Raw genomic sequence first — 26,606 nt, 5'->3', positions numbered from 1 at the left:
ATAAGCTCCGCTTCATTTAACCAACATCGAAACACAAAAGGAATTAATAAAATGTCACTTTCCCTGTCAGACCCCTCGTTACTTAAAAGTCAGGCGTACGTCGATGGCCAATGGATAGATGCAGATGACGGCGCTACTTTTCCCGTCACCAATCCTGCTAACGGCGAGTTGATTACCAATGTCGCCAAGCTCGGAGCCGCTGAAACTGCCAGAGCTGTCGCTGCGGCTGATGCAGCAATGCAGTCCTGGAAAAAACAGCCCGCCAAGGCACGTGCTGGCATTATCAGAAAGTGGTATGACTTGATGATGGCTAACCAGGAAGACCTGGCTCAGATAATGACCGCAGAGCAAGGCAAGGTTATTGCAGAATCCCGCGGCGAAATTGCCTACGGAGCTGCCTTCGTGGAGTGGTTTGGCGAAGAAGCCAAGCGCATTGATGGCGATGTTATTCCCGGCCCCTCTTCCGACAAGCGTATCGTGTGCATCAAACAGCCTGTGGGTGTGGTAGCTGCCATCACCCCCTGGAATTTTCCCAATGCCATGATCGCGCGCAAAGCCGCTCCTGCATTGGCCGCAGGTTGCAGCATTGTGATCAAGCCCGCTACGGAAACACCTCTGTCTGCCTTCGCCATGGTTGAACTGGCTGAGCGCGCCGGTGTACCCCCAGGCGTTATTAATGTCATTGCTGGAAGTTCTGCCGCTATTGGCGGTGAACTGACGGCCAACCCAGTAGTTCGCAAACTGACCTTTACCGGCTCCACCCCCGTGGGCAAGATGCTAACTTCCGCCTGTGCAGACACCATGAAGAAGACATCCATGGAACTGGGCGGCAACGCTCCGTTCATCGTGTTCGACGATGCCGACATTGACTCTGCCATCACGGGAGCGATGATCTCCAAGTACCGCAACGCCGGACAAACCTGTGTTTGTTCTAACCGAATGTTTGTGCAGGACGGTGTTTACGATGAGTTTGTCGCCAAGTTGGTTAAGGCGACCGAAGAACTGACCGTAGGCAACGGCGCAGACGATGGCGTTATCATCGGCCCCCTGGTCAATACCAAAGCCGTCACCGATGTGGACAAACTCGTTCAGGACTCTATCGGGCAGGGCGCAAAACTGGTGGTTGGAGGTGGCCCCCATGAGTTAGGCGGCTGTTTTTACCAGCCCACCGTGCTGACCGAAGTGACCTCAGACATGGCCGTTTTCCGCAATGAAATTTTTGGTCCGGTGTCACCCGTGGTGCGTTTTTCCACAGAAGAAGAAGTCATCGCGATGGCCAACGACACTGAATTCGGTTTGGCGTCTTACTTCTACACACGCGATATTGGCCGCGTATGGCGCGTCGCCGAAGCACTGGATTACGGCATTGTGGGTATTAACGAAGGTATTATTTCTAACGAAATGGCGCCCTTCGGTGGCGTTAAGGAATCCGGCTCTGGACGCGAGGGCTCCAAGTACGGTATCGACGACTACGTTGAAATCAAATACATGCTGATGGGCGGGTTGGATAGCTGAGGCTTGCACTAAAAAGCAATCGCAAACTAAAAGCATAAAAAAAGGGCGGGTAATACCCGCCCTTTTTATTGTAACCAGAAAGCTTAGCCAAACTGGTTCATGGTGTTGTCTGCACCGCCGGCCTTGAGGGCTGCGTCGCCAGCAAAGTACTCTTTGTGGTCGTCGCCCATGTCAGAGCCAGCCATGTTCTGGTGCTTAACGCAGGCAATACCCTGACGGATTTCCTTGCGCTGAACACCCTTAACATAGCCGAGCATGCCCTGATCGCCAAAGTACTCCTTGGCCAGGTTGTCGGTAGACAGGGCCGCGGTGTGGTAAGTAGGCAGTGTTATCAGGTGGTGGAAAATACCCGCTTCACGTGCAGAGTCAGCCTGGAACGTGCGAATACGCTCATCTGCTTCTGCAGCCAGATCGGTTTCGTCGTAATCAACGCTCATCAGGCTGTCACGATCGTAAGAAGATACGTCCTTACCTTCTTCAGTCCAGGCATCGAACACCTGCTGACGGAAGTTCAGCGTCCAGTTGAATGAAGGGCTGTTATTGTAAACCAGCTTCGCGTTGGGAATTACCTCGCGAATACGGCTTACCATGCCACCAATCTGGCCGATGTGTGGCTTTTCGGTTTCGATCCACAGCAGGTCAGCGCCATTTTGCAAAGAGGTAATGCTGTCCAGTACGCAGCGATCTTCACCTGTGCCCTGACGGAACTGATACAGGTTGGACGGCAGACGCTTTGGACGAACCAATTTACCGTGGTGATTGATGATCACGTCACCGTGATTCATGTCACCTGGCTCCAGCTCTTCGACGTCAAGGAAGCTGTTGTACTGGTCGCCCAGGTCGCCCACTTCGTGAGTCACAGCAATTTGCTTGGTCAGGCCAGCACCCAGTGAGTCAGTACGGGCAACGATCACGCCGCCTTCAACACCCAGCTCAAGGAACGCGTAACGTACGGCGCGAATCTTGGCGAGGAAGTCCTCGTGAGGAACGGTTACTTTGCCGTCCTGGTGACCACACTGCTTCTCATCAGACACCTGGTTTTCCAGCTGAATGGCACAAGCACCCGCTTCGATCATCTGCTTGGCGAGGAGGTAGGTCGCTTCTGCGTTACCAAAGCCCGCATCGATATCGGCAATAATGGGCACTACGTGAGTCACGTGGTTGTCAATATCATTCTGGGTTGCCTTGGCAGCAACATCGTCGCCGGCAGCACGGGCAGCATCCAGCTGGCGGAATAGACCACCCAGCTCACGGGCATCGGCCTGGCGCAGGAATGTGTAAAGTTCTTCAATCAGGCCAGAGACCGTTGTTTTCTCGTGCATGGACTGATCAGGTAGTGGGCCAAACTCAGAACGCAGAGCGGCAATCATCCAACCGGACAGGTACAGGTAGCGACGGTCAGTGCTGTTGAAGTGCTTCTTGATAGAAATCAGCTTCTGTTGACCGATAAAACCGTGCCAGCAGCCCAGAGACTGAGTGTACTTGGCAGTATCAGCGTCATAGGCTTCCATGTCGGCACGCATAATTCCAGCGGTGTATTTAGCAATATCCAGACCGGTCTTGAAGCGATTCTGGGCACGCATGCGAGCGGCGGATTCGGGGTTAATTTCATCCCAGGCGCTGCCTTGCTGAGAGCGCAGCTGGGCGATGTCGTTGATGTCGTTCTGGATAGACATAGGTGGTACCTCTGGATACGGGTTTAGGACTGTGGGTAGCCGGAAGACGGAAGGTCAGCCAGTCGTTGAAGGGCATACTAGTCCCGGGAGAGGCATAATTGAAATAAATAGGCGAGATTCTTGGTATTCACGCCAAGAATGGACCAACTGCCCCTTAATGCCAGTGATAACGGCCTCTCGCGACCACTCTAGCCCTCGCATGCTGGCGCCCAGCCCAAAATGAACACGCAGAGGTGATCAGGCGCCCAGCAATGCTTCTTTAATCTCTCGCTTGAGTACCTTATTCGTGGCATTACGCGGCAGCGCTTGCTCGGAGATATAAACCCTGGCAGGTACTTTATAACTAGCGAGCCTCTCCTTAGCGAAATCAATAATTTCCTCTTCCGCAATCGCTGCTCCCTCATGCAAGTGCACTACAACCGCCACTTCCTCGCCCAGGCGCTCGTGAGGCAAACCTACCGCTGCCACCTCTTTCACTGCCTCGTGGTCGAGTAACTCGTTCTCGATTTCTATGGGATAGATGTTTTCGCCACCGCGAATAATCATGTCCTTGGCGCGATCGGCGAGGAACAAAAAACCGTCGTCGTCGAGGTAACCGATATCACCTGTTTTCAGCCAGCCTTCATGGAAGTCCTCGGCATTGGAGTCGGGCCGATTCCAGTACTCGCGAATGTTGGCCACACAACGCACCCAAATTTCACCGGTGTCGCCTTGGGGCAGCGATTCTCCGGTCTCGTCACCAATGCGAATGTCCGTAATCGGATGTGGAAATCCCGCTGTGCCGGGCTTCTCCTGAAAGGCCTTCCCGGTCAAGGAGGCTCCCTGGGCATTGGTTTCGGTCATCCCATAACCAGTGCCGCTGAAATTCTGCGGCATTTTTTCTTGCAACAAAGTACCCACCTTGGGCGGCGTTGCAGCGCCTCCCACCCCCATGGAAAACAGGCTGCTGGTGTCTGTCGCGTCGAAGTTCTCCGCCTCCAGTAAGTCGAGGATCATAGCTGGGGCTGCCGCAACAGCGGTAACGCGCTCACTCTCAATGTACTTAAGGGCCTGACTTACGTCCCACTTGTACATCATTACGATCCGTCGACCACCGCGCAAGTTGGCCAGGAACTGAGCGTGGCAGCCACTGACATGAAAAAGTGGAACCGCTAGCAGTGAGGTCGGTTCAAAATTACGTTCCAACATTGCCGTGATCAATTCACCGTTGGTCATTGCCGCGGCAATCGCTGCACACTCCATATTGAACACCGCCTGGCAAATAGCCCTGTGGGTGGATACCGCTCCCTTGGGCTTACCGCTGGTTCCGGAGGTATACATGATCATGGCGACGTCATCGCCATCAATATCGACATGTTGTGGTGCTTTTCCCTGGAAACCAGAGACCAGAGCGGGCAGCCCGTTAACGTCTTGTGGGTTCGCGGGCCTGGCAATCAGAGTGCGAATGCCATTTGCATCCATCATCTGTGCGATACCGTCGTAACGCTGCTGATCACAGATCACCAGTTTCGCCCCGGCGTCTTCTACTGTATAGGCGATGTCTGCCGGCTTGCCCCAGCTGTTAACGGGAACAACAACTGCACCTATGCCGACAACCGCAATAAGCCCCGACATCCACTCAGGATAGTTGCGCATTGCCAACGCAACTCGGTCACCAGGGCCAATTCCCGATGACTGCAAGGCTGCACCCAAGGCGTCAGCCTCGTCTAGCAGCTGGTTGAAAGTGCGACGTTCCCCCTCATAAATCAAAAACTCGCGATCGCCGTGATTGCGGCCAACAGCCAGCGCCTCACGCAAATTGGCGGGTGCTGACTTGTAATAACGCAGACCGGTCTCATCAACGGCAATCTCGTAAGGTGCGCCCTCGCCCGTAAGTTGCGCAATCGCGGTATCAAATTCCTGTTTGAGCTGTGACATGGCTGTTTTCCGTATCAGGTAGATAAGTGTGAAGTCTAGTTTAAGCTCATCGGGCGGGCATCAGCGAGACTTTGCAAATTCGACTGACGGGATTTTGCATCAGTTTCTCCACTTGCCCAACATACCCATAACAGTAGAATGGCGACAGTTCAGGAGTTTAGTCCATGGCCAACACCATTCCTCTTCATTACGCGCAATCCATGCTGCGCCTGGCGCCCGTGGAACCCGCGGAGCTCAAAAAGGAACTCAGGGCACTCAAACTTCCATTGGTGCTGATGGAAGAAAAAGCGGTGGCAGATGCCCGCATCTCAGTAGAGGACTACGGCCGCCTTTTTATCCACCTGATTCACAAAATTCAGGATTCCATCCCTGGCAACATCGCCGACCCTGACGATACGCGAAGTTTCAGCGCTTATCGCATGATGTTTCAGGCCATGCTTCATGCCAAAGACCTGGCCCAGGCCCTGCAGAGGGCGTCAATCTACTTCAAGCGACTGCAAGAACAGGGCGAAACCTTCCTCCTAGAAGAAGATGGCGACACCGTTTATTGTCGGTTCGTATTTGCCAGAGACACCGACCGCACTCTCTCTTCTCCTGAAAATTTCAGTATGGAGTACCTGCACTGGTTGCCAGGCATGACTGGAAGAATCCTGTCCATGGCTATGTGGCACCGGGTCTGCGGCTGGTTCGTCGGCAGCTTCATTGATCTGATCAGCGTGGAAATGACTGAGAGAGCAGAGGCGGGGAAGGATTACAGTGAGGTATTTGGCGCCCCAGTTCGTTTCGGCAGTGAGCGCGACGCATTTGCTTTTCACCGCCGATTCCTGAGCTTTCCCATTGTCCAGAGCGAGGAGTCGCTGCATGCCATGCTCGCGACCTACCCGGCCGAGCTGTTTCGCATCAGTCCAGAAGAGCACAGCCTGGCGATACGTATTCGCAACCTGATTGGCAATGATTTCCAGCGTCCCTTGCCTGGTCTGCAGGAGGTCGCAGAACGCCTCTACATGACGACACCTACCTTGCACCGCCGTTTGCGTGAAGAACAAACGTCATTCCAGCAGATCAAGGATCACTGTCGTCGGGACGCAGCGATTGGCTATTTAAGCTCTGCCCAATACACCACATCAGAACTATCGGAGCTGATGGGTTTCTCGGATAGCAGTACCTTCCACCGCGCCTTCAAAAAATGGACCGGGCTAACGCCCCAGGACTATCGCAAGAAGCACATTAGCGCCCACTGAAAATTCCTGCCCCTACGGTTTGCAAATTATCGCAATGGTGAGATTACCAGAATCAACTAAACTTTCTGCAATCCACCACAACAATCAGGAACCTCAAAATGGCATACTTCATCACCGGCGGCACCGGCTTTCTCGGTCGTTTCTTCATTGACAAGTTGAAGGAGCGCGAGGGAGATATTTATGTATTAACCCGCGCTGGATCTCGTGAGAAATTTGAAGCCCTGCAAGAGCGCTTCGGTAGCGGCTCTGATCGCCTCATACCCGTAGAAGGCGACCTTCGTCAGCCGCTGCTAGGCCTTGATGAAGCCACCATCGCTGACCTTAAAGGCAGCATCAAACATTTCTGCCACTTCGCTGCCATTTATGACCTGGCCGCCTCCGCAGAAGAACAAACCAAAACCAATATTGACGGCACTCGCCATGCTGTGCAGCTGGCAGAGGCTCTCGCAGTGGGTTGCTTTGAGCATGTCAGCTCCATCGCAGCAGGCGGTATGTATAACGGCACCTTCCGCGAAGACATGTTCGAAGAGGCAGAAAACCTGGAGCACCCCTACTTCTCTACCAAGCATGACTCTGAGGGCGTGGTGCGTAACGAGGCCAAGATACCATTCAGGGTTTATCGCCCCGCAATGGTAGTAGGACACTCCAAAACAGGCGAAATCGACAAGATTGATGGCGCCTACTACTTCTTCAAGAGCTTACAAAAAATCCGCAGAATCCTGCCACCCTGGTTCCCACTGATCGGCATTGAGGGCGGCAAGTTCAACGTAGTACCTGTCGACTATGTGGTGGACGCGATGGACCACATTGTTCACCAGGAGAATCTTGAAGGGCGCTGCTTCCACCTGACCAACCCCGATCATCACAGCATGGGAAATCTGTTGAACGTGTTCGCCGATGCCGGTCACACGCCGCGCTTCAGCATGCGTCTTGACATGAGAATGTTCCATTTTATTCCCAAGTTCGTGCGCGAGGCGGTTTCTGGCTTGCCCCCGGTAAAACGAATTGTCAGTACACTGCTCGCAGACATGGGTCTGCCAGATTCGGTAACCATGTTCATGAACTATCCGACTCGCTACGATAACCGTGATACCGAGCGCGCGCTCAAGGGCAGCGGTATCAAATGCCCCGAACTGGAGAACTACGCGCCAGTGATCTGGGACTACTGGGAACGTAACCTGGACCCAGACCTCTTTGTGGACCATTCGCTGGAAGGCAATGTGGGTGGCAAAGTGGTACTAATCACAGGCGCCTCGTCAGGTATCGGCAAGACCTCTGCCTTGCGCCTTGCAGAAGCCGGAGCACATGTGCTGCTGGTCGCTCGCAGTGCAGAGAAACTTGAGGAGACTGCCGCGGAGATCGCCACAGTTGGCGGCGTTGCCACCATTTACCAGGCCGACGTATCGGACCTTGCTGATTGCGACCGCCTGGTTGCCGAGGTATTGGAGAACCACGGGTTCATCGATATTTTGCTCAACAACGCTGGCCGCTCCATACGCCGTTCACTGGAACTTTCCTACGATCGTTTCCATGATTTCGAGCGCACCATGCAGATCAATTATTTTGGCGCTATCCGCCTCACCATGGGGCTGCTGCCTTCAATGGCTGAGCGCGGTACCGGCCACATTATCAATATGTCTTCCATTAGTGCGCTCACACCCAGTCCGCGTTTCTCTGCTTATGTCGCATCAAAGTCAGCGCTGGATGCCTGGACCCGTGCCGCAGCTGTAGAGTACTCCGATCTTAACGTGCGCTTCACGACCATCAACATGCCACTCGTTCGCACACCGATGATCGAGGCAACCAGCGTCTACGATTCAATGCCTGTCCTGACGCCCGATGAGGCCGGCGACATGGTGGTTGAGGCAGTTATCAAGAAGCCCAAGCGCATAGCTTCGCCGCTGGGCGTCTATCTGCAGGTCATGACCGCAGTCGCACCCAAGTTCACCGAAGTTGTAATGAACGTTGTCTTTCGCATGTTCAATGACTCTGCTGCCGCGCGCGGTGACAAAAAGGTTGAGAAAGTTGAGGCCTCGAATGAGCAGGTCGCACTTGCCGCACTGATGAAGGGCGTGCACTTCTAAACTGAAAAAAAGTGACAAAAAACCCGCCAACAGGCGGGTTTTTTTTGGCGGACTTAAAGGTGCTTAGCCCGCTCTAATGAGGCCGTGCTACTAACGCCATACTATAAATCGTCGGGAATCTTGGTGATTGACTTGAACCAAGGTAAGGCCACCACAATACCGTCACGGAGATCGTCCAGAGTTTGCACCTTCAGCGCAGTCCCCGCCTCGGCCAACTCAGTGGGCAAGTTGACCAACCCAATATTCCGCTCCAGCCTTGGCGACCAGGCACAGCGGGTAAGGTGGCCAACCTTGTCCTGGTTCTCAAAAACGTCCCAGAAACGGTCATTGCCGCTGATAGGGTCGCCATCGATTTCTATGCCCACAAGGCGACGGGGCGTGCCTTCTTTTGCTATCTGCTGCAACGCAGCCTTACCGATGTATTCCTGCGATTTATTCAGGTCCAGCAAGCGCTCCATACCGATAGTGAACGGTGTGTCCTCACGGGTGATATCCGAGGCGTAAGACAGTATTCCTCCTTCTATTGTTCGCATGGCCGAAGGACAGGCCGGCTTTATACCAAACTCTTCGCCCGCCGCCATTACCAGGTCCCACAATTCCGTTCCACGACTACCATCGCGAAGATAAATTTCATAGCCCAACTCGCCACTCCAACCTGTTCGACTGAGCACCAGTGGAATGCCATTGAGTTCAAGCTCATGCAGATGGTAGTACCCCATTTCAACAGCCACATCCCCGAAAAGCTTGCGTGCTACCTTTGGCGCCAATGGTCCCTGCAATTGCAGCGGCGACACGTCGGGCTCGGTGAGCTTTACATCCATGCCACTGCGGGCGGCTACTCCCTGAGCCCACAACAGGACGTCGCCGTCTCCCGGTGAAAGCCAGAAACGAGTTTCCTCCAAACGCAACATGATGGCATCGTTAATTACGCCGCCATCATGGTCAGTGAACACCACATAGCGACACCGTCCCACTGGACAGCTTGCGACATCTCTGGGCGTTAACAACTGGGTGAACTCAATCGCATCCGACCCACTCACTTCAATCTGCCGTTCACATGAAACGTCCCACAGGGTGACGCCCTCCACCATGGCCCAGTACTCTTGCAACGGGTCACCGTAGCTGGTTGGCAAATACATATGGTTATATACGGTAAAAGATTTTACGCCGGCGGCGAGAGTCGCATCGAAAAAAGGTGATTTGCGCACCCGGGGGCCGATAGTCAAGGCGCTGATAAATTGGTTTTCATTCATTGCGTTATTCTCCGCTCATTACTTGGACATATTAATTTACCACCGCGCTGACCAACTCCAACGCTCAGGAAGTGCGAAACAGTCTCATGCAATCCACTGCACCCGGCAGTCCCAGATAACCACACCGAGGCAACTGTTCCAGCTGCGCCTAGACCTTCTTTACGGGGAATACCTCGAGGTAGAATTTCTCCAGACGAGAGCGAAAATCGGGCATTACTTCAACGCTGGTTTTATTAGTTTCGCGTGGCGATATCTTGGACAAAAATCAATCATCGTTCACGCGAAAATAATTCGGCTACACCACAGAAAAGCTCATCCATAGATAACACTTCGCAATGCCCAAAGGTGCCGATATATCGTGGACAGCGCGAAGATAACCTGTATTAATACAGTGCTCATTACGATTATTTAGGGACATGTTTATGGCCGCGAACTGGGTAACTGTCAGGCGCTATTGCGCGCGGTCTTTTTTGACGGCGGTTGTCACCTTCGCAGCGGTTTCAACCCGGGCAGAAGGCGAACTGCAGTCTATCGAGCTTGGCCGCTGTGCACTGGAAAATGGCGAGGAAATTCTCGACTGCCAGGTGAGCTTCCGGGTGTATGGGAAGCGCAATGAGGAAGCCTCAAACATAGTCTTGATGCCTAGCTGGCATAACGGAGATTCAAAGGCCCTTTTCGACTATGGCTATTTGGGGCCCGGCGGCATCGTGGACACTCACAACTATCAGGTCATTGCTATTGATGCGTTTGGCAACGGTGTTTCCTCTTCACCCTCTAATAGCCTACAGGTGCCCTTCCCTGAATTCACTATACGGGACATGGTCAATGCGCAACATCGACTGCTTTTGGAAGAACTGGGACTGGAGCACATCCATGCCGTAGTAGGAGCCTCAATGGGCGGGCACCAGGTATATGAATGGATGATGATGTACCCCGAATTTGCCTCTCACTTCGTACCCATTGAAGCAAGTCCGTGGCCTACCTTTTACGACTATGTGAAGGAGCGAGGCTGGATGGCGGCCCTGGACAGCCCACTTGATAGCCCGCAAGAAATTGCGCGAGTAACTGATGTGATAAGTGCCATGGATACGCTGCTGTTCTGGACTCCCGATTACGTCAACCGCGAGCTGGATGAAGGGACTTTCGAATCCCGCTTTGATGCAATGCGTCGGCACCGCAGTAAGGAGCGACTCATTGATAGAGCCAGCCAAACCAGGGCCTTGCTGAGCCATGATATTCGCAGGAACCGCGAGGATCTTGCAAAGCGACTATCACGATTGCACCACATCAGCGCTTTAGCCGTTGTTTTCGAGTCTGACATGACTGTCATTCCTGGCCCGAACCTCGAGTTGGCAGAATCACTGGGATTTGACGTCATTAACATTAGCGGCGATTGTGGCCACTTCGGTCCCAACCCGGAATGCTACCAGAGCGATGTCGCCAGCCATGTGAACGAGTTTCTCAAACAGGGAAATCAGCGACACCTGCTTCGGCGCAGCCTACAATTTGATGGCGTGAGTCGAGAATATTTTGTTTATGTGCCTGATGGGCACGGCGACACGCCACTGCCTGTTGTCATGGGCCTGCATGGTCTTGGCTCTACCGCGACGGGGTTTGCAACTAGCTACGACCTCAACGCACATGCCAAAAAGAACGGTTACATTATCGTTTACCCCCAGGGCTCGCATTTCCAGGGCGTTATTGGCGATGACTCAACGGTGGAACCTTACCTGATCAGCACCTGGAACGATGAGACCAGCAACTTCACTCCCACCGAAGCAGGGCCGCACTGCACTGACGATCGACTGAAGTACCCCTGCCCTCCCGACTGCGGCAGCTGCAACCATTGTGCCTGGACCAGCTGCAACGATGACAGCGGGTTTCTACTGCAAGTACTCGATGAAGTGACCCGGGAGTTCAATACTGATGCCAGTCGATATTACATCGTTGGTAACAGCAATGGGGGAGGCATGGCCATGCGCCTGGGCTGCGATCACCCTGAACGATTTGCTGCGATTGGTGTGAGCATCTATCAAATGCCACCGGGGCACACCTGTGGCCCGGCGTCAGGCTTACCTATGCTTCATCTCTACGGAGAAAAAGACGATGGTGTCGGCCACGATGGAACGGCGACAAGCGACGGTTGGATTTACACGTCTGCTGCGAAGAACACGCAAGACTGGGCCGGAGCGATGAACTGCGGTAACGAGATCGAGACCTGGCGCACCGCAATTAGCGAAGCCAACGGATTAATTTGTTCTGCTTATACAAACTGTCCCAACAGCGGCCAGGAAGTGGCTAGTTGCATGGACCCTGAAGCTGGTCACGAATGGCGCGGTCAGCGCATCACGCAAATATCCGCCAGTTGTGTCACAGCTGCCCAGCAAGAATCACTACCCGGGCAACCTCTGTGCCCGCAGCCAGAGGCTAGCGACCAGCGATGGGGCATGGATTTATTCTGGCAATTTTTCCAGCGCTATCAGCGTTTGCCCTAGGGTACGGACACCACCACACAACCACTAAACCCGCCCTGCTCTATCAACTCATGTGACCTCACCATTTCCTCAAAAGGCAGGCAGTGGGCCACCCTGTGTTGCAATGTACTGCTGTCCAATAAATGACAGATATCATCTATGGCTTGGGCTTTAGCCTCTTCAGGCATGGCATAAACAATGACCATCCGAATCGTGAGATCCATAAACATCATTTGCAGGAAAGGAAGCTTGGGTTCACGGACCTGAGTCGATGAGTAGGTCGCTATGGTCGCCCCTGTCGCAAGGCAGTTGAGCAACTCGGGTAAATTAGCCCCAAATTCAACATCCACCACACGATTAATCTTCTCATCTTCAATAAGGGTCAGCACCGCATCTCCCCACCCGCTTTCCCGATGATTAACCACAAAGTCTGCCCCCACTTTAAGACAAGTGGCTTTGTCTGCAGGATTGCTGGCCGTTGCAACTACGTTGGCGCCACCCCATTTGGCAAGCTGAATAGCGTAATAACCCACCCTCCCCGCACCCCCGGTGACGAGAATGTTTTTACCTCGAACGCCGCCATCGGCGAACACGCAACGATGCGCCGTCATCATGGGAATACCAATGCAGGCTCCCACTTCAAAAGAGGCGGTATCGGGCAGCCTTGGCGCTCTTATGCTGTCTACCGCCACATACTCCGCCGCTGTACCGAAACGTCGGCCATACTGTGCTTGATAGACAAAGACACGTTCACCAACCCGGGATTCCTCGACGCCCTCGCCGACAGACTCGATCACCCCAGCACCGTCACTGTGAGGAATAACCAGACCAGCGTCGAGCAGGTTCGAAAAAGCACCTGCGCGCTTTTTAACATCAGAAGGGTTTATGCCAGTGGTCGAAATTTTTACCAGTACTTGTCCCTGTTCGGCCTTGGGTTTGGGCTGCGCTCCTGAAATCAGCGAACCTGCTGCATCACCAAAAGCTTCAAACCAGAATGCATTCATACTCAATCCTAAACCTGTTCAGCCTAGCCAGTTGGCCAGTCCTTCGGTGTGACCGTCGATACCGATCGCTTGACCTGAAATAGCAGACCCCAGGCTTGAACTGAGGAAAAGCGCCATGTTGGCAACATCCTGCGGTTCAACAAACATGCGCATTGAACTTTGCCGCTCATAGGCCTCGCGAATAGCGGAGATCGACATATTACGCTCCGACGCATCTCGCTCAATAACGCGATCTATGCGTTCCCCCTTCACGCTACCAGGGCACAGGGCATTGACGCGGATGTTATCGGGGCCTAATTCCATCGCCCAGGTTTTGGTAAGGCCTATCATGGCCCACTTGGCAGCCGTATAGGGGGACCGTAAAGGACACCCAAACATCGCGGCGTTAGATGCGATATTTACGATAGAACCACCACCTGACTGCTTCAACATCGGGACTGCCCGCCGGGTAATATAGAACTGGCCATTGAGATCGATAGCGATAGTGCGGTCCCAATCATCGTCTTCAATGGCTTCCACCGGAGCAGTAGGACCGGCAACGCCGGCATTGTTTATAAGAATATCGAGTCGGCCCCATCGGCTAGCGATCTCTTGAAAGAGCGCGTCCACCTGGCCTGTGTCTGAAACGTCTGCAACAGTACCGACCGCGGACCCGTTAGTGGCGAGAAAGTCGCCCAGTGCCTCCTCATTGATATCACACACATGCACGTTGCACCCGTGATAGAGAAAGGTCTCAGCAATGCAACGCCCTATACCGCTGGCACCGGCGGTTACCAGTACCACTTGCCCGGGCTCTATTTGGATACTTGGTGTTGTCATGTCCGGTGCTCTGGCCAAGGAGTGTATTCAGACGCATGGTGGCACCAGCGGCGACGCGGAACAAATGATTTTTGCAATCCCAGCGAGAAAATCGGCAATCTTCGAACAGCAACTGAGCGCCCAGTTTATTTCCGTTTGCTGCGAACCTGCAGCCACAAACTCTTAAGCTCACTCTTCTGCAGATGGAAGGGCTGGTCGAGATGTCACGGGGAGCAACTCCTTCTCTGTGATCACGACCTGAATACCAGACCCACTTCGGTAGGTTTTCTATGCCTTCGCTAATGTCCGCTATCACCTCCTAGCGGTCATCTCGTTTTTCATTTCCAATTTCTGAATAGTGGCGCACAGAGTCATCAAATTGGCGCAGGGGGCCATCTCCTAAGAATGCATATAGAGCGAGAATTAGTTTTCCCCAAGGAGGTATCTCAAGGATGAGAGGGCCAAGGATGGTCCACCCCTATCAAGGATAAACTGACTAGAAGACTTGGTAGCCACCATCCTTTGTCGGAATCCCTGTTACAGAATTAATTCATCCTAGTCGCTTCCGCAATTAGGCAAAAGCGAACACTATGCATACGTACGCGTGCAGATCTACTTCAGTAGTTTTTTTTGGTCTCATGCTACGGTTGCCCAGAGGTTGCCACTTTACGTCGTCAAACCTTAAGGAGCCGTTTGATCCTATTTCTAAAAGTAGCAGATGTGTCTTTTAGTAGATCAGGCCACCTGGTGTTGCGACGGCTGACGTCGCACACCCATGCCCGCTATTGGGCGAACGCGAAGACATTAGGAGCTGAGTTGGCCCAGGTGGACTAGATGTCCGCTATTACCTCACGATGGTCATAGGGAATCAGCCGATTTCGGCTTTTGGGAGCCGCTTTGTGCCAACAAGAGACGCTCGATAACGCCAAAAAAAACTGCTGCTGGAACTCGCTAAAAATTCATTAACCTACAAGGTCATCCCCCCATCAACGACAAATTGCGCGCCAGTAGCAAAGCCTGATTCATTCGAGGCCAAATAAGAAACAATCGACGCAATGTCACTTGGCTTCCCTAAATGACCGACCGGATGCGAGGCCACAAAGGTTTCCATTAATGCCTCAGGGTCATCTGACTGCGCCAAAGTCTTATCAATGATGGCGGTATGAATTGCGCCGGGATGAACCGAGTTGCAACGAATGCCATTCTTTTGTTCCGCACAATGTAGCGCTACGGATTTGGTCAGCATTGTCACAGCACCTTTGGCCGCGTTGTAAGCGCAAAGCAAGGAACTGGCTTTGATGCCCGCCGCCGAGGACATATTAATAATAGCCCCACCATTTTTTTTCATTAACCCAATGCCGTGTTTACAGCCCAGAAACGTACCGTCGACATCAATGCTGAATTCGTGTTTAAAAGCCTCCAGCGTCAAGTCCTCAACCGTTCCCATGGTGGTGATGCCCGCATTATTGACCAGTACATCCAAGCGCCCGAATTGTTGCTCAATGGCCGCTATAGCTTCGACCCAGTCTTGTTCTTGAGTAACATCCAGTTTCAGTGAGATCGAACTCGCAGTGAGCGCCTTAGCAACCCGCCCGGCATTGGCCATATCGATATCGGCCACTACCACGACCATGCCATCGGCTGCCAATCGCTGTGCAATGGCTTCGCCTAATCCTGAGGCAGCGCCGGTGACAAGCGCGACTTTACTCTCTTGGTTCATGGTTTATTTCCTTATTGTTAGACCTATAACAAGGATATACCGATATCAGGATTGAGTCGAAAAAGGCCTCAATAAAGATAACTAGACGATGTGCATTCATGGGCGAAAGCCGACGTTTTAGGCCAGGTTCGCCCCTGAAGGGCTAGATTTCCGGTATCACCGCATCGCAGCCATGAAGCTCTTGTCTAAAAATAGAAAAATGTGGGCTGCTTTCGAATCCAAGCACATAGCTGATCCGTATCTTTTATTAAATAGATAAAACTAAAGGTGATGACATGAAAAGATTTGGCCTATGGATTTACGACGCCTATCAATACATTTTCGATTCCAGTAAAAACCCATTGAGGCATATCCCTGACCCCACCAGCAGAATGTTTATCATGACTATTCTTGCCTTTATGTGGAGCGGTGCCTTCGCCGTTTATCTGGGAAGCATCACTTACTTCGGGCTCAGTGTGGCAGCACATATTGTCTTAATTCTGATGTTTTTCTTCACTGTCGCAATATTCTACGACGCCGAAAAAAACAATAGCTCTTGGTTGCTGAAGCTACGAAAAGACAAGTCGTAGCATCTCGTACCGAAGTAATTCAAAGCCGTGTGGGTTAATTCGGGTAAGAAGACAGGATCAGCCTCCATGGCCTCATGCGTTTCTGAAAACAGATTCGCTCGGAAAAGTCGATCGACGAGCCTGCTGCTCAGGAAACGACCGGCCGGTTACGATATTTTTCCTTATTTTTAGCGCCCTTTTTGTAAAGCGACGGACGCAACTTTCTACGCAGCCATGGAGAGAGGTAGCTCAGGTTGGTTAAGCGACCGCTCATGGTAGGCAAGCAAATTTCTACGCTTTCACCGTTGGCCACCGCCATTACTGCCTCGGCCACTTCACCCGCGGTACTCATCGGCTGCGAGTAAACGATATCTTCTACTTCGTCGATACTGCCCATGATGAATGCGGTGTCGATTGGGCCGGGGGATACCACGCCAATATTTATACCGCTGTCCATGAGCTCGTCTGCAAGTGAGTGCGTAAATGCTTTTAGACCAGCTTTTGTAGATGCATAAGTCGCTGCGCCCTGCATTGGCGTGCGACCCGCTAGAGAACCCACCATAACCACAGCACCACCGCCCGCGTTTCGAATATGCGGGAGAGCGAGCGCTGTGAGGTAGATCGGTGCCCGTAAATTAACGTCCACCATTTGGGCCATATTTGCAGGTGTCTGTGTTTCTACAGCACCGCGATGGTGGGCACCCGCGTTATTCACCAGCACATGAATAGCACCGTATTCGGTTGCAGCTTGCTCAATCAGTGCCTCGCATCCCGCCTCGTCTGCGACGTCCATGGGGATAGCGAGCACATTGGTTTTATCGCGCAGCGTATCGGCAAAAACGTTCAGTGCTTCCTCGCCCCTGGCAGACAGCACCAGTCTGGCCCCCAGGTTGGCAAACAATTCTGCGCAAGCGGCACCCACGCCTGCCGAGGCGCCAGTGATAATGACGGTTTTATCCTTGAAGTTCGATGTGCTCATTGAGTTCTCGCATTTTTATATTTCGGGAGGTGTGCCTATGATCTTCTATGGGACAGTATAGACTGGCTGTCGACAGGTTTTGAGCAGTCGTTTTAAAGCGCCTAAACGTCTATTTCAGGTGCCCACGGTACGCCGTTTATATGACCGCCACCATCTACAAAAAGTGTATTGCCCGTCATATAGACAGACATATCTGAGGCCAAAAAAACTGCAACCGGCGCAATATCCCGCTCCGCGTCCCCCATATATCCCATGGGATTCGTTTTTTTAATCTCATCGGCCATACCAGGCATAAACTCTGCCAGTGCCTTAAAAGGTGTCGTGGCTGCCCCGGGGCAAATTATGTTTGCAGTAATGCCGTGCGGAGCCCACTCCACTGCCGCTGTCCGGGTATAGGCCCTTAGAGCCTCTTTGGCCGCATTGTAGTCGGCAGTGAATTTGTGGGCATTTACACCGTTTAAAGAACAAATATTAATGACTCGACCGTAACTGCGACTCTTCATGGAGGGGAAAGCCGCCTGCATTGCAGCAGTCGCAGCAAAAAATCCTGCGGTCATGCTGTCACGCAACCGTTGCTGGTCAATAGCTTCAATGCCCGCTGGGCGATGAGTCATGGTTGGATAAGCGTTATTTACCAGAATATCGATGGTACCCCAACGAGAGATGGTCTCCTCAACGGCTGCAGTAACGCTTGCAACATCCATGATATCAGTGCGGATAAAAAGCCCCTCGCCTCCGAGTTCTGCAAGTTCTGTCGCTACCTGTGCCCCGGTTTCCTCATTATATTCAGCAACCACAACGCTAGCGCCAGCGCGAACGAATGCGCGAGCAATCGCGCGACCAATGCCAGCACCAGCACCCGTTACCAACGCAACCCTGCCCTCTAATAACTGGCTCATATGCTTCATCTCTTTTGCTCTAGGCTACCTGCTTTACGCTACCCGCCCGCTTTGAGTCTAAACGCCAAGATGAGTAAGTTCACTAGCGTGATAACGCCATCACTTGGTGGTAGGTCGGTAAATTTAAAGGCGTACAAACGGCAGGCCTCCAAACTCCCGATGAAGGCAGTCCCGGGCCAAAGACGGCCTAACGCGTGATCAAAAACACCATCATTGCGACTCTAGTTTGCGTTCCTGAGCTGGGGTAATGAGCGTAGCGCCTGCGAGGCGTCCTGCCTCCATAAATTGCGCTCTTGCGGTTTGTAGCGCAGGGCTTGCGCTCCAGATCGGCATCAACTCCTGTATTCGCTCGCCTTCAATACGACGGCGCGCCTGGGCAAGCTCTGATGATGTGCCGTCAAAGTTGTCCAGTGCAGAAAGTTGCTTAGCATATTGCTGGTAGATCTGAGATACCTGATTACGTTGATCGTCTGTGAGCCTTAGACGACGAGCGAGGGAACGGCTTGCTCTCTCTGCCATTTGCTCCGGGTTTCTAACTCGTTGCTCTCTACTGTGTATTCTTAGCGCTCGCTTGGCTTCTGCCTTTTCTCGCCATTCGGCCATCGTTTTCGGGTCGGCACTAACAGAATCCCAAGTCGACACTGCATGATCTGTTTCTGCGCTCTGCTTAATAGCCTCCGAGCCTCCGTTACCGCCAGCAAGGCCTGCCACTTTATAACCTGTGTTTTTTACCACAGAATCGTTCTGCGGTTTTGGCAATTCTTGCGGCAGCACCTCGTGGACCAATTCTGTGCCCACTGGCCCAAATGACTGGTACGCTGCGATACATGCCACTACGGCAAGGGGAAGAACGAACAATAATTTTATCGACAGGGGTTTCATAACTGAACAATACCACCCTTTTACTCATCGGTGCAGGCTGCTTTTTTACTCCTTTGACCATACCACAGTGGCGGTGTCCACTGCGACACAATCCCCCACTGCGTTGACGCAAAGTGTGATGCACATCACAATAGGTCTCATTGGGAAGCGGCAACAGCAGAAAATGCCATGGTAACTATCTTGAATTTAAGGTATCTTTCCGTTATCTGGCTTAATGGAGTAAGTCGACGCTAACCACGGTTGGGAAATTTAACATCTGGGGCTAGTCATGAATATAAAAAAACGACTCCTATCGCTAGCCGTTGCTAACGTTTCCTTATCTCTCGCGGCTGAGTCGCTGGCTGCTGGGGTCACTGGCACCGGCGCAATCGATTGCGCAGATAGTTTGCAACAAGCGTTGAACGACGTGGACTCTGTGCTTGGGGAAACCGTTGTTATTGATGTTGCCAATTGCCCGGAGATCTCACTCAGCGGAACCATTACCGTTGCAAACAAGCCCGTCATTATTCAAGCTCCGGTGGCGGCTGATGGCCGGCCCCAGGTGGTCATCAATGCTGCTTCTGATGGCTTCGGGCTCTTCTCCTTCGAAAACTCAAGTTCAGACCCTGACGAGTCCCACCCTATCATCATCAGCGGCCTAGAATTGTCAGGCGCCGCCAGCAATGGGCCTGGAGGGGCAATTAATGCCAATAACCACATCCTTGTGCTTGATAAGAGCGTAATCAGTGAAAACTCAGCCGTGGGCGCCGGGGGCGGCATTTATGTAGCGGGGGAACTCTGTCTCCAAGGCTCTGAGCTAATTGATAACACGGTTACTCACGTCTTTGACGTTGATGGCTTTAGCGTTTTTGAGAGTGCCTCTGCCGTGGGTGGCGGTGCTGCCGTTAATGGCTCAACCCTGGTTAAACCCTCTTTCGCTGCAGACTTTGAATTCCCGGGCAATACACCACCTGACGATTGCCTTACAGGAACGGGCGCAGAAGCAATTTTTACAGCGGTGTCAGCGGGATTCAATGAGTCCGCTGCGGCTTTAGCCGGCAATCACCCCGCCGGGATGAACATCATAGCAAGTAAGATTACGGGGAACAGCGCGCTTGTTGATCTGGATATCAGCGAACTCGAATATGGCCCCAGTGAAGATGCCGGTGTTGCTGCCCTGGGTGGTGGCATAGCCAGTTTTGGGGATGGTGTTGCTCGCGATAACTCGATTTCGGCTGGCAGCAAATATGGGGAGGGCTCCGGAGGACTGTCCCTCTGGCAGGCGGTGATAGCAGATAACGCGGCCACCGTAACCTTTACCAACAACAGTGAACTTCTCGCGCCTAAGTATGTTGTCAGTGCCGGGGGTGGAGTTTTTGCGGGCATAGATTCGGCCATGGATGACACAAGCACATTCATCGAATCTAAATATGTTGAGGTTCGAGATAACACGGTATCGCTTACTGGAAGCGGGGCTAGGCGGGCACTGGCCATGGGCGGCGGTCTGGCTGCCTCTGAAAGCGACGTGCTAAGAAATTTATCGGCAGGATGGCTCGATTCTTTAGGAGGAGGAGAAGGCTATTCAGAATCTGGTGTTTTTAGCTCGTTGAGTTCGAGCGAGGTCAGTGGAAATACCGTTGAGCTCTCCATGTCAGATTATGCCGAAGGTGGAAACAATGCACAGATTGCGGTAGGCGGTGGAGTTGCCGTTGTCGGCACCAATTACAGTGAGTCACTGTTGCTGCTGTCTCTCGCGTCCACCGTATCAGGAAATACCGTTGTTGTTAGCGGCGGAACCAACGACTACTCGGAGGCTTATACACACGCAGCTGGTGGTGGTCTGGCAGTAGGCAATTTAATATTTGATGCTGACGCTCCTAGTCGGATCGCAGGCCTTAAATATGGAAGATATTACGGCTATGGATCTGGCAATAGCGGTAATACAGTTTCAGTATCGTCCATAACTGACGCCGGCGTTGGTGGCGGCGGAGTGAGCGCGAACTTTACCCTTATTGGCGCTAAGAAACCCGAATTTGAGTTGGCTGTCGATCCTGTGGACGTCACCAGCGAACAAGATGGTTTCGCCATTCCTGTTGCAGTGCTGACAGACCCTGGTGGCGTTACCAACAACTCAGTGGAACTAACGAACACCTCCGGCGGTGAGCAATTCCTCACTGGAGGCGGCCTCTGGGCTGGTTCGAAGTACTCTGTAGCCGTTTTATCGGGGGCCTCCATCACCGGAAATGAGATTTCGGCGAACAAAAGCGCTGGCGGCTTGATTCAGGCGGTCGGTGGAGGCGTCGGGCAACGCCTAAAATACGGGGAGGGTTTCTTAGCCCTCTACTCTGAAGGGAGCAATATTTCTGATAATTCAATCACTATTAGTGGGGCTACTGACTCTTCAGCGTTAGGTGGCGGAATTGGTCTAAGCACACAGCCTAGCTCCAAGGGCAGCGAATACGCTGACGCTGAGTCCAACCTTCGGGTCATAGGCTCGACTGTGTCAGGCAATATGATCGATATTTCAGTTGGGGCTGAATACTCATCCGAAGCTGCAGGCGGCGGCATTTTCGCCGACAACATTGGCAACAAATACGCAGAAGGAGAAACCTCGGTAACCACGGTGGTGGCGTCAACTATTGCGAGTAATCAGTTGTTTATAGCTACAGCGGAAGGCGATGTCCCGACTGGTGCGGGATTGTTTTTAGAGGCTCGTGAGCCGTCTGAGGATGATGAGGGCCAGTCAGCGCTGGGCGTGCTTGATACGACGGTAGTCGGCAATACATCCAGTGTCAATGGTGTCGCAAATGGGGGGCAAGTCTTCCTCGATGCTAAATACCTGAACATCATAAACACGCTGATCTCGGGCAATGAAGCGCAGGGCGTTGATGACCTCTACGTCGGCTACGGTGAGATTGTTGGCAATGGGTCCGCTGTTTTCCACGGTGGCGTGCCGTCTGATAGCGGATTCCTGCCGAGCGAGCTGGCTAATCCTGACGACCTGGGGCCTTTGCAGTTCAATGGGTCCGCGCTCCTTGACGATGACGATCCTAAATATGGCTTTTTCGCCGCTGTGAAAACTATAGCTCTGCTAGAGGGCAGTGGCGCTATAGATCCAGAAATACCCACCGAGACCAACTTGGTGTGCGCAACAGAAGTGACTGATTTTCCTGATCAGCGCGGCTACCCACGCGATTCCTGCAGTGATATAGGTGCTTACGAATGGTCAGCTGAGCGCGATGGTGATGGGCTTGTAGATGACGCGGAGCTTGCGGCTCCCGCTACAGACCCGGAGATCTTTCTCAGAAGACAGCAATATAGCTCGCCCCTGGACGCGTATATCATTGCACCGAACGATGGCAATAGCGATGGTATCCCTGACGTTGACCAGAACAGTGTGGCGAGCTTTAGTTCCGACACCAGTCAATACACCTTGGCGGTGGTTGATGAGGAAGGCAACCCTGCTGGTTCCAGCAGCTACTCCCTCACTGGTATCTCTACACTTCCCGCCATGGCCGAACCTATCCAAGTAGAGGGCGGAGCATATGTCACCCTCACTGGCGTTAGCTTTACGGCTGTCCCTGGGTCAGGCGACCCGAGCAAGGTGAATTTAGAGCTGATTACACCCGCATCCTTCAGTGGGCTCGCCCTTATTAAGCAACAATGCAACCTCTTGGAAGATGGAGAGGAGCCGGCGCTTCTTGTGCTCGACGATTCACCCGATGCTTTCGGTGATAGTCGCGTTCAGTTCTTGTTCGAGCTTAACGAAAATGGCCCGGAAGATTGTAATGGCGAAGACGCCAATATATCTGACCCGGCGTACATAGCTCGATTTGTACCATCAGTGCCAACACCGGTACCGGTAATGCCCTGGTTAGTGACGGTTTTGATGTCTGGAATGGTTAGTCTGCTCGGTATGTTTGGTTTGCGTAGGCGTCGTGATCGAGACCGGTAGCAGTAACGGTGCCCACGGACAAGACGCCACCGGATCGCCCGCTACGGCGGGCGAAAATTCACTCGAGAGCGTCCACACCAGCAGCTTAAGCGAAATCCTCTCGAACCAAAGCATCTCCCTTTGCATCAGCACATATCAAGCGGGCAAGGTAATCATTGCTCGCGTTGACGATGGCGTCACAAACACGCATTTTCGGGCTTTCAAAAAACCAATGGGAGTGACTGCGAGTGCTGACAGGCTCATTCTAGGCACCCAGGGCCAGATCTTCGATCTTCGTAACGTACCTTCTGCAGCGCAAAAAATTGAGCCCGAAGGCAAGCATACCGCTGCCTATATGCCGCGCGCGGTCTATAACACCGGCGACATTGATATTCATGAGATGGCGATCATTGAGGACGAGGTCATCTTTGTAAATACTCGGTTTTCATGCCTCTGTCGCCTCAATTCCAAATACAGTTTCGAGCCCATATGGAAGCCTGATTTTATCTCTGCCTACGACCCTAGGGATCGTTGCCATTTAAATGGCTTAGCCGTGAGAGATCACAAAGTCCGATATGTTTCTGCGCTGGGCACTTCAGATGAACCCGGTGGCTGGCGGAACAACAAAACAAGCGGCGGCGTAGTGATCGATATTCTGGAAAACAAGATCATTCGAGATGGGCTCTCTATGCCGCACTCTCCTCGATGGTACGCAGACAACCTATGGTATCTGGAGTCCGGTAAGGGCGATGTTGTCGCTTGCAACCCTGATACCGGTGAGGAGATCTTGAGACTGAACTTGCCAGGCTTTACAAGAGGCCTGGATTTCTTTGATCATTATGCATTTGTCGGCACATCGCAGGTACGCGAAACCGCAGTGTTTTCAGACCTTGAAATAACGCGGAATACGCCGGTACGTGAAAGCGGTGTTTGGGTTTTAGATATCAGAACCAAGACAGTGGTTGCATTTCTTAAATTTACGGGTGGAGTTCGAGAAATTTTCGCTGTTTCTGTGCTTCCCCACGCCTTTCCGGATATTGGCAGTGAAGACGAGAATCTGATGCTTGGCACTTTCGTGGTGCCAGATGAATGTCTGGCAAATGTAGCAACCGTAGATCAAAGTTGGAAGCCGGTTGAGAAGTACTTTGAAGCCGGGAACGAGCACTTCAACAGCGGTGATTTAAAGACCGCTATGGCGAGTTATCGCGATGCGTTGGCCGTTGATGAAAACTACCTCCCTGCACGTTATAACCTTGGCTTGGCATTACTCAGAGATGGGTCGTTGGCTGAAGCGAGGAATACATTGAACGACGTCGTTCGGCGGGAGGCAGGCCACTTCGAAGCACTGTATCAATTGGGGAATATCGCCGCACAAGAATCGCAGACCCAACAATGCATAGCTTATTTCAGGCAGGCACTAAAGATAAGGCCCCAATTTGTGGCCGCTGAAGAAGCGTTAAATAAAGCGCTGAAATACGCCAGTGAGCAACCGCAATGAGATTTTTTCTTTCCACAAGGCTAGTTTGATGTGTCTCTGTGGAGGCGAGCCTTTGCGCCGTCGAAATACTTCACTCTCATTTGCATATCGTTGATATACCCGATCAGAAAACTCCCTACATCGGGACCCATTGGCTTGTGTACATACCTGTTTAGTTTGTCGTTTTGTAGAACGTAAGCCATTCCATGCATGTTATCGATAGTGTTACTTTCGCCGTAAATTCTATTGAATTCAGAATAAGTGTGTTTCAGTAATCTTGTTGCAGTGAAACCGCCGCGAGCATCTGGACTAACGAAGCTTCTGTATCCCATGAACATTGCATTAGCCGGCTCGTAGGGCGCCTTGAAAACTGAAGCGATTCCAACAATGTTTTCGCCAATCCGTGCAAGCCCAGCTACGTCTGGCAACCGTCGTTGACATGACTCCCTATCTTTTATCACGCCATGAGACAGCCATAAGTCTGTCACTGCTTCTTGTTCCTGGTGAGTTAGACTTTGCCAGCAAAAGCTAAGGTCGCTCGTGGCTGATTGGCCGCTGTCCAAGTTCCGCTCGTCTTCAAATACCGGACCCTTCGTAAATAGTGAAGCGTTTTTGAAATAGTAAACATACTGAGGCAACCCATCCTCGGTGATGCCAGTGAGATTAAACTGCATGGGCCGCTGTTGCTTTGAATGCTCGAAAGAAAAAGAGCATATGGTTTCCTCCCAAGTGCGCACCACGGCCGCTTGCCACTCTATGAATATGCCTATTGCGCTTGTGTCGGTGCCTGCATCGAACTGCTCCTCGGCAGATTCAATAATACTTTGGTATATATCAGTCGCCAGTCCCTGACTGCGGAACTCAGATGAAACTATGGCTGCGCAGGCATAAACAGGTTTACCGGTGGCATTGTGGTTCATCAAATGGAGTGACCCAATTGCAATTAAAACATCTTCAGCGTAGGCCAAGGCCCTTACCTCAGAGAGTCGCTGAGCGACATCGTGAATCACGGCCTCTTCAGCACGCCATAACTCATTGACTTGCTCAGCTTGCAATGTGCTTATTGGCCGGTGTTCATCCAGAATTATTACAGTGGGATGTGCCATATTGACGTTTCCTGTTTTTCAGCTGCTACGGTTATTATTGTGAACGGCGCGAGTTTGGACAATATTTTAAGCCACTAAACGACTAACTTTGCGCCATCGAAATATCGAATTCTCAACTCTCGACCCTCATCGTCTAGTCCCTGAAAGTGAAATCTGGTGTGAGAATTTATGAGTGGCAAGCTCGTTTTTCCAGAATGAAGATTATAAAGACCCACGGCTTCTTCGAGTTTACCGCTGTGTCGCACATTCATATCGGAGAAAATATCTTCAATAAAACTGGAGGCGCCTGAGTTGATTCTGTGGACTTCTTCAGACGCGGCCACAAGATTTAAGCCAAACAAGGTGGCGTTAATCTCAGGCAAAAACTTAGGTGCAAGAAGACCAAGGGTAATGATTGCCTCATCGTCGTGGCGTATATAAATGATTTTTTGTTGCAGATATGCCTGTGCAGATTCCAGCTCGAGCTGTCTTTCTTTTGCCAAAAACGATGCAATACTAGCGTCGAGCGAGGAATTTTGGCCGGGAATTACCCTGCGAAGTGCCGAGTAAGTCAGAGAGTCTGACGAATGCTTTTCTCCATTGTTATGCTGTTTACTGCTATTAATAACGCGTTCAAAAAAATGACAATATTCGGGACTCCCCTTAGGAGTATATCCTGTCAGCATAAAAGTGAGAGGACGCTTATTAATGGGAAACTGAAACGTTCGGCAGCACTCTATCGTGCCTCGGTTCTTTACGATATCTGTCTCGAGAATTGCAGCAACGCCGACACCTTTCGCGATTAGATTTCCTTTCGCCTCATCTGCAAGAGACTCGGCCAAGTGCGCGAGTAAATTAAACGCCAATAACGTCTGTCGATAATCTTTTGCAACGAAAACTCGCATAAAATAAAGAGGGAGTTCGTTATATATTCCGCGTCCAAGATGATAAGAGCAAAGCGCGATTAACTTGCCATCCTCTGTGTGGGCGCAATACGCTACTTCCTCGAGGCGTTTTTCTGGGTTCGTTACCTGCGCATTTTCACTCTCCCAAAATGCAGTAATTTTATCTCGCTGCGCTTTGGCTAGAGGAGCTGATACTGGCGTTATGCGAAACTCATGCATGCTTAACAACACTGGCC

The 26,606-nt window shown here is 52.1% G+C and carries 18 protein-coding genes; 7 read left to right on the top strand and 11 right to left on the bottom strand.

Features of this window, described 5'->3' with window-relative positions; translation table 11 throughout:
- Window positions 1-51 precede the first annotated feature (51 nt).
- Window positions 52-1,515 (top strand): NAD-dependent succinate-semialdehyde dehydrogenase, encoded by a 1,464-nt coding sequence (locus tag EYC87_RS02025; RefSeq protein WP_279251388.1) that lies wholly within the window; start codon window positions 52-54, stop codon window positions 1,513-1,515.
- Between the two features lie 83 nt (window positions 1,516-1,598).
- Here EYC87_RS02025 and EYC87_RS02020 read toward each other — a convergent pair whose 3' ends face one another.
- Window positions 1,599-3,191 carry an isocitrate lyase gene (locus EYC87_RS02020; protein WP_279251387.1) on the bottom strand — a complete coding sequence of 531 codons (1,593 nt, stop codon included), beginning with the start codon at window positions 3,189-3,191 and terminating at the stop codon, window positions 1,599-1,601.
- A 237-nt stretch (window positions 3,192-3,428) separates the two neighbouring features.
- Window positions 3,429-5,108, bottom strand: coding sequence for a class I adenylate-forming enzyme family protein (locus EYC87_RS02015; protein ID WP_279251386.1), 1,680 nt, complete (start codon window positions 5,106-5,108; stop codon window positions 3,429-3,431).
- 164 nt (window positions 5,109-5,272) lie between these two features.
- On the opposite strand from EYC87_RS02015, the gene EYC87_RS02010 reads away from it, so the two are divergent.
- Together EYC87_RS02010 and EYC87_RS02005 are read left to right on the top strand one after the other, a co-directional pair.
- On the top strand, window positions 5,273-6,349 hold the full coding sequence (locus tag EYC87_RS02010) for a helix-turn-helix domain-containing protein (protein ID WP_279251385.1): 1,077 nt from the start codon (window positions 5,273-5,275) through the stop codon (window positions 6,347-6,349).
- A 98-nt stretch (window positions 6,350-6,447) separates the two neighbouring features.
- Complete coding sequence (locus tag EYC87_RS02005) at window positions 6,448-8,433, top strand: SDR family oxidoreductase (protein WP_279251384.1); 1,986 nt, start codon at window positions 6,448-6,450, stop codon at window positions 8,431-8,433.
- 101 nt (window positions 8,434-8,534) lie between these two features.
- Here EYC87_RS02005 and EYC87_RS02000 read toward each other — a convergent pair whose 3' ends face one another.
- Window positions 8,535-9,686, bottom strand: a complete 1,152-nt coding sequence (locus tag EYC87_RS02000; RefSeq protein ID WP_279251383.1) for a glycine cleavage T C-terminal barrel domain-containing protein — start codon at window positions 9,684-9,686, stop codon at window positions 8,535-8,537.
- A 422-nt stretch (window positions 9,687-10,108) separates the two neighbouring features.
- Here EYC87_RS02000 and EYC87_RS01995 point away from each other — a divergent pair, with 422 nt between their 5' ends.
- Window positions 10,109-12,181, top strand: a complete 2,073-nt coding sequence (locus EYC87_RS01995; protein ID WP_279251382.1) for an alpha/beta fold hydrolase — start codon at window positions 10,109-10,111, stop codon at window positions 12,179-12,181.
- Here the strand turns inward: EYC87_RS01995 and EYC87_RS01990 are convergent.
- The 3 genes from EYC87_RS01990 to EYC87_RS01980 all read right to left on the bottom strand — a co-directional run bounded on the left by EYC87_RS01990 (window position 12,178) and on the right by EYC87_RS01980 (window position 15,682).
- Window positions 12,178-13,164: an NADPH:quinone reductase gene (locus tag EYC87_RS01990; protein ID WP_007227101.1), complete on the bottom strand. Its 987-nt coding sequence runs from the start codon at window positions 13,162-13,164 to the stop codon at window positions 12,178-12,180. The genes EYC87_RS01995 and EYC87_RS01990 overlap by 4 nt on opposite strands.
- Window positions 13,165-13,182: 18 nt before the next feature.
- Window positions 13,183-13,983, bottom strand: a complete 801-nt coding sequence (locus EYC87_RS01985; RefSeq protein ID WP_279251381.1) for an SDR family oxidoreductase — start codon at window positions 13,981-13,983, stop codon at window positions 13,183-13,185.
- A gap of 946 nt (window positions 13,984-14,929) precedes the next feature.
- Window positions 14,930-15,682, bottom strand: a complete 753-nt coding sequence (locus EYC87_RS01980; protein WP_279251380.1) for a glucose 1-dehydrogenase — start codon at window positions 15,680-15,682, stop codon at window positions 14,930-14,932.
- Between the two features lie 275 nt (window positions 15,683-15,957).
- On the opposite strand from EYC87_RS01980, the gene EYC87_RS01975 reads away from it, so the two are divergent.
- Complete coding sequence (locus EYC87_RS01975) at window positions 15,958-16,251, top strand: hypothetical protein (protein ID WP_279251379.1); 294 nt, start codon at window positions 15,958-15,960, stop codon at window positions 16,249-16,251.
- Between the two features lie 127 nt (window positions 16,252-16,378).
- On the opposite strand, the gene EYC87_RS01970 is transcribed toward EYC87_RS01975, so the two are convergent.
- From EYC87_RS01970 to EYC87_RS01960, 3 genes are all read right to left on the bottom strand, one after another.
- Window positions 16,379-17,209: an SDR family NAD(P)-dependent oxidoreductase gene (locus tag EYC87_RS01970; RefSeq protein ID WP_279251378.1), complete on the bottom strand. Its 831-nt coding sequence runs from the start codon at window positions 17,207-17,209 to the stop codon at window positions 16,379-16,381.
- 101 nt (window positions 17,210-17,310) lie between these two features.
- Complete coding sequence (locus EYC87_RS01965; RefSeq protein WP_279251377.1) at window positions 17,311-18,108, bottom strand: SDR family NAD(P)-dependent oxidoreductase; 798 nt, start codon at window positions 18,106-18,108, stop codon at window positions 17,311-17,313.
- A 210-nt stretch (window positions 18,109-18,318) separates the two neighbouring features.
- Window positions 18,319-18,990, bottom strand: a complete 672-nt coding sequence (locus EYC87_RS01960; RefSeq protein WP_279251376.1) for a hypothetical protein — start codon at window positions 18,988-18,990, stop codon at window positions 18,319-18,321.
- A gap of 268 nt (window positions 18,991-19,258) precedes the next feature.
- Here EYC87_RS01960 and EYC87_RS01955 point away from each other — a divergent pair, with 268 nt between their 5' ends.
- Entirely contained in the window at window positions 19,259-22,924 is a 3,666-nt protein-coding gene (locus tag EYC87_RS01955; protein ID WP_279251375.1) for a choice-of-anchor Q domain-containing protein, read from the top strand.
- Window positions 22,908-24,401 carry a TIGR03032 family protein gene (locus EYC87_RS01950; protein ID WP_279251374.1) on the top strand — a complete coding sequence of 498 codons (1,494 nt, stop codon included), beginning with the start codon at window positions 22,908-22,910 and terminating at the stop codon, window positions 24,399-24,401. The genes EYC87_RS01955 and EYC87_RS01950 overlap by 17 nt, the downstream gene beginning before the upstream one ends.
- A 20-nt stretch (window positions 24,402-24,421) precedes the next feature.
- On the opposite strand, the gene EYC87_RS01945 is transcribed toward EYC87_RS01950, so the two are convergent.
- Together EYC87_RS01945 and EYC87_RS01940 are read right to left on the bottom strand one after the other, a co-directional pair.
- Complete coding sequence (locus EYC87_RS01945; RefSeq protein WP_279251373.1) at window positions 24,422-25,486, bottom strand: hypothetical protein; 1,065 nt, start codon at window positions 25,484-25,486, stop codon at window positions 24,422-24,424.
- A gap of 74 nt (window positions 25,487-25,560) precedes the next feature.
- Window positions 25,561-26,589 carry a hypothetical protein gene (locus EYC87_RS01940; RefSeq protein WP_279251372.1) on the bottom strand — a complete coding sequence of 343 codons (1,029 nt, stop codon included), beginning with the start codon at window positions 26,587-26,589 and terminating at the stop codon, window positions 25,561-25,563.
- Window positions 26,590-26,606: the final 17 nt, after the last annotated feature.

It is taken from the genome of Candidatus Seongchinamella marina (genome assembly GCF_026262685.1).
Taxonomy (GTDB): domain Bacteria; phylum Pseudomonadota; class Gammaproteobacteria; order Pseudomonadales; family Halieaceae; genus Halioglobus; species Halioglobus marinus.
This window is presented reverse-complemented; position numbering and strand designations above follow the sequence as displayed.

Bases quoted from the DNA above. Each gene is read 5' to 3' on its own strand.
- EYC87_RS02020 (WP_279251387.1), bottom strand. From the start codon at position 3,191: ATGTCTATCCAGAACGACATCAACGACATCGCCCAGCTGCGCTCTCAG.
- EYC87_RS02005 (WP_279251384.1), top strand. From the start codon at position 6,448: ATGGCATACTTCATCACCGGCGGCACCGGCTTTCTCGGTCGTTTCTTC.
- EYC87_RS01990 (WP_007227101.1), bottom strand. From the start codon at position 13,164: ATGAATGCATTCTGGTTTGAAGCTTTTGGTGATGCAGCAGGTTCGCTG.
- EYC87_RS01965 (WP_279251377.1), bottom strand. From the start codon at position 18,108: ATGAGCCAGTTATTAGAGGGCAGGGTTGCGTTGGTAACGGGTGCTGGT.
- EYC87_RS02000 (WP_279251383.1), bottom strand. From the start codon at position 9,686: ATGAATGAAAACCAATTTATCAGCGCCTTGACTATCGGCCCCCGGGTG.
- EYC87_RS02010 (WP_279251385.1), top strand. From the start codon at position 5,273: ATGGCCAACACCATTCCTCTTCATTACGCGCAATCCATGCTGCGCCTG.
- EYC87_RS01960 (WP_279251376.1), bottom strand. From the start codon at position 18,990: ATGAAACCCCTGTCGATAAAATTATTGTTCGTTCTTCCCCTTGCCGTA.
- EYC87_RS01995 (WP_279251382.1), top strand. From the start codon at position 10,109: ATGGCCGCGAACTGGGTAACTGTCAGGCGCTATTGCGCGCGGTCTTTT.
- EYC87_RS01985 (WP_279251381.1), bottom strand. From the start codon at position 13,983: ATGACAACACCAAGTATCCAAATAGAGCCCGGGCAAGTGGTACTGGTA.
- EYC87_RS02025 (WP_279251388.1), top strand. From the start codon at position 52: ATGTCACTTTCCCTGTCAGACCCCTCGTTACTTAAAAGTCAGGCGTAC.
- EYC87_RS01945 (WP_279251373.1), bottom strand. From the start codon at position 25,486: ATGGCACATCCCACTGTAATAATTCTGGATGAACACCGGCCAATAAGC.
- EYC87_RS01940 (WP_279251372.1), bottom strand. From the start codon at position 26,589: ATGCATGAGTTTCGCATAACGCCAGTATCAGCTCCTCTAGCCAAAGCG.
- EYC87_RS01975 (WP_279251379.1), top strand. From the start codon at position 15,958: ATGAAAAGATTTGGCCTATGGATTTACGACGCCTATCAATACATTTTC.
- EYC87_RS01970 (WP_279251378.1), bottom strand. From the start codon at position 17,209: ATGAGCACATCGAACTTCAAGGATAAAACCGTCATTATCACTGGCGCC.
- EYC87_RS02015 (WP_279251386.1), bottom strand. From the start codon at position 5,108: ATGTCACAGCTCAAACAGGAATTTGATACCGCGATTGCGCAACTTACG.
- EYC87_RS01980 (WP_279251380.1), bottom strand. From the start codon at position 15,682: ATGAACCAAGAGAGTAAAGTCGCGCTTGTCACCGGCGCTGCCTCAGGA.
- EYC87_RS01955 (WP_279251375.1), top strand. From the start codon at position 19,259: ATGAATATAAAAAAACGACTCCTATCGCTAGCCGTTGCTAACGTTTCC.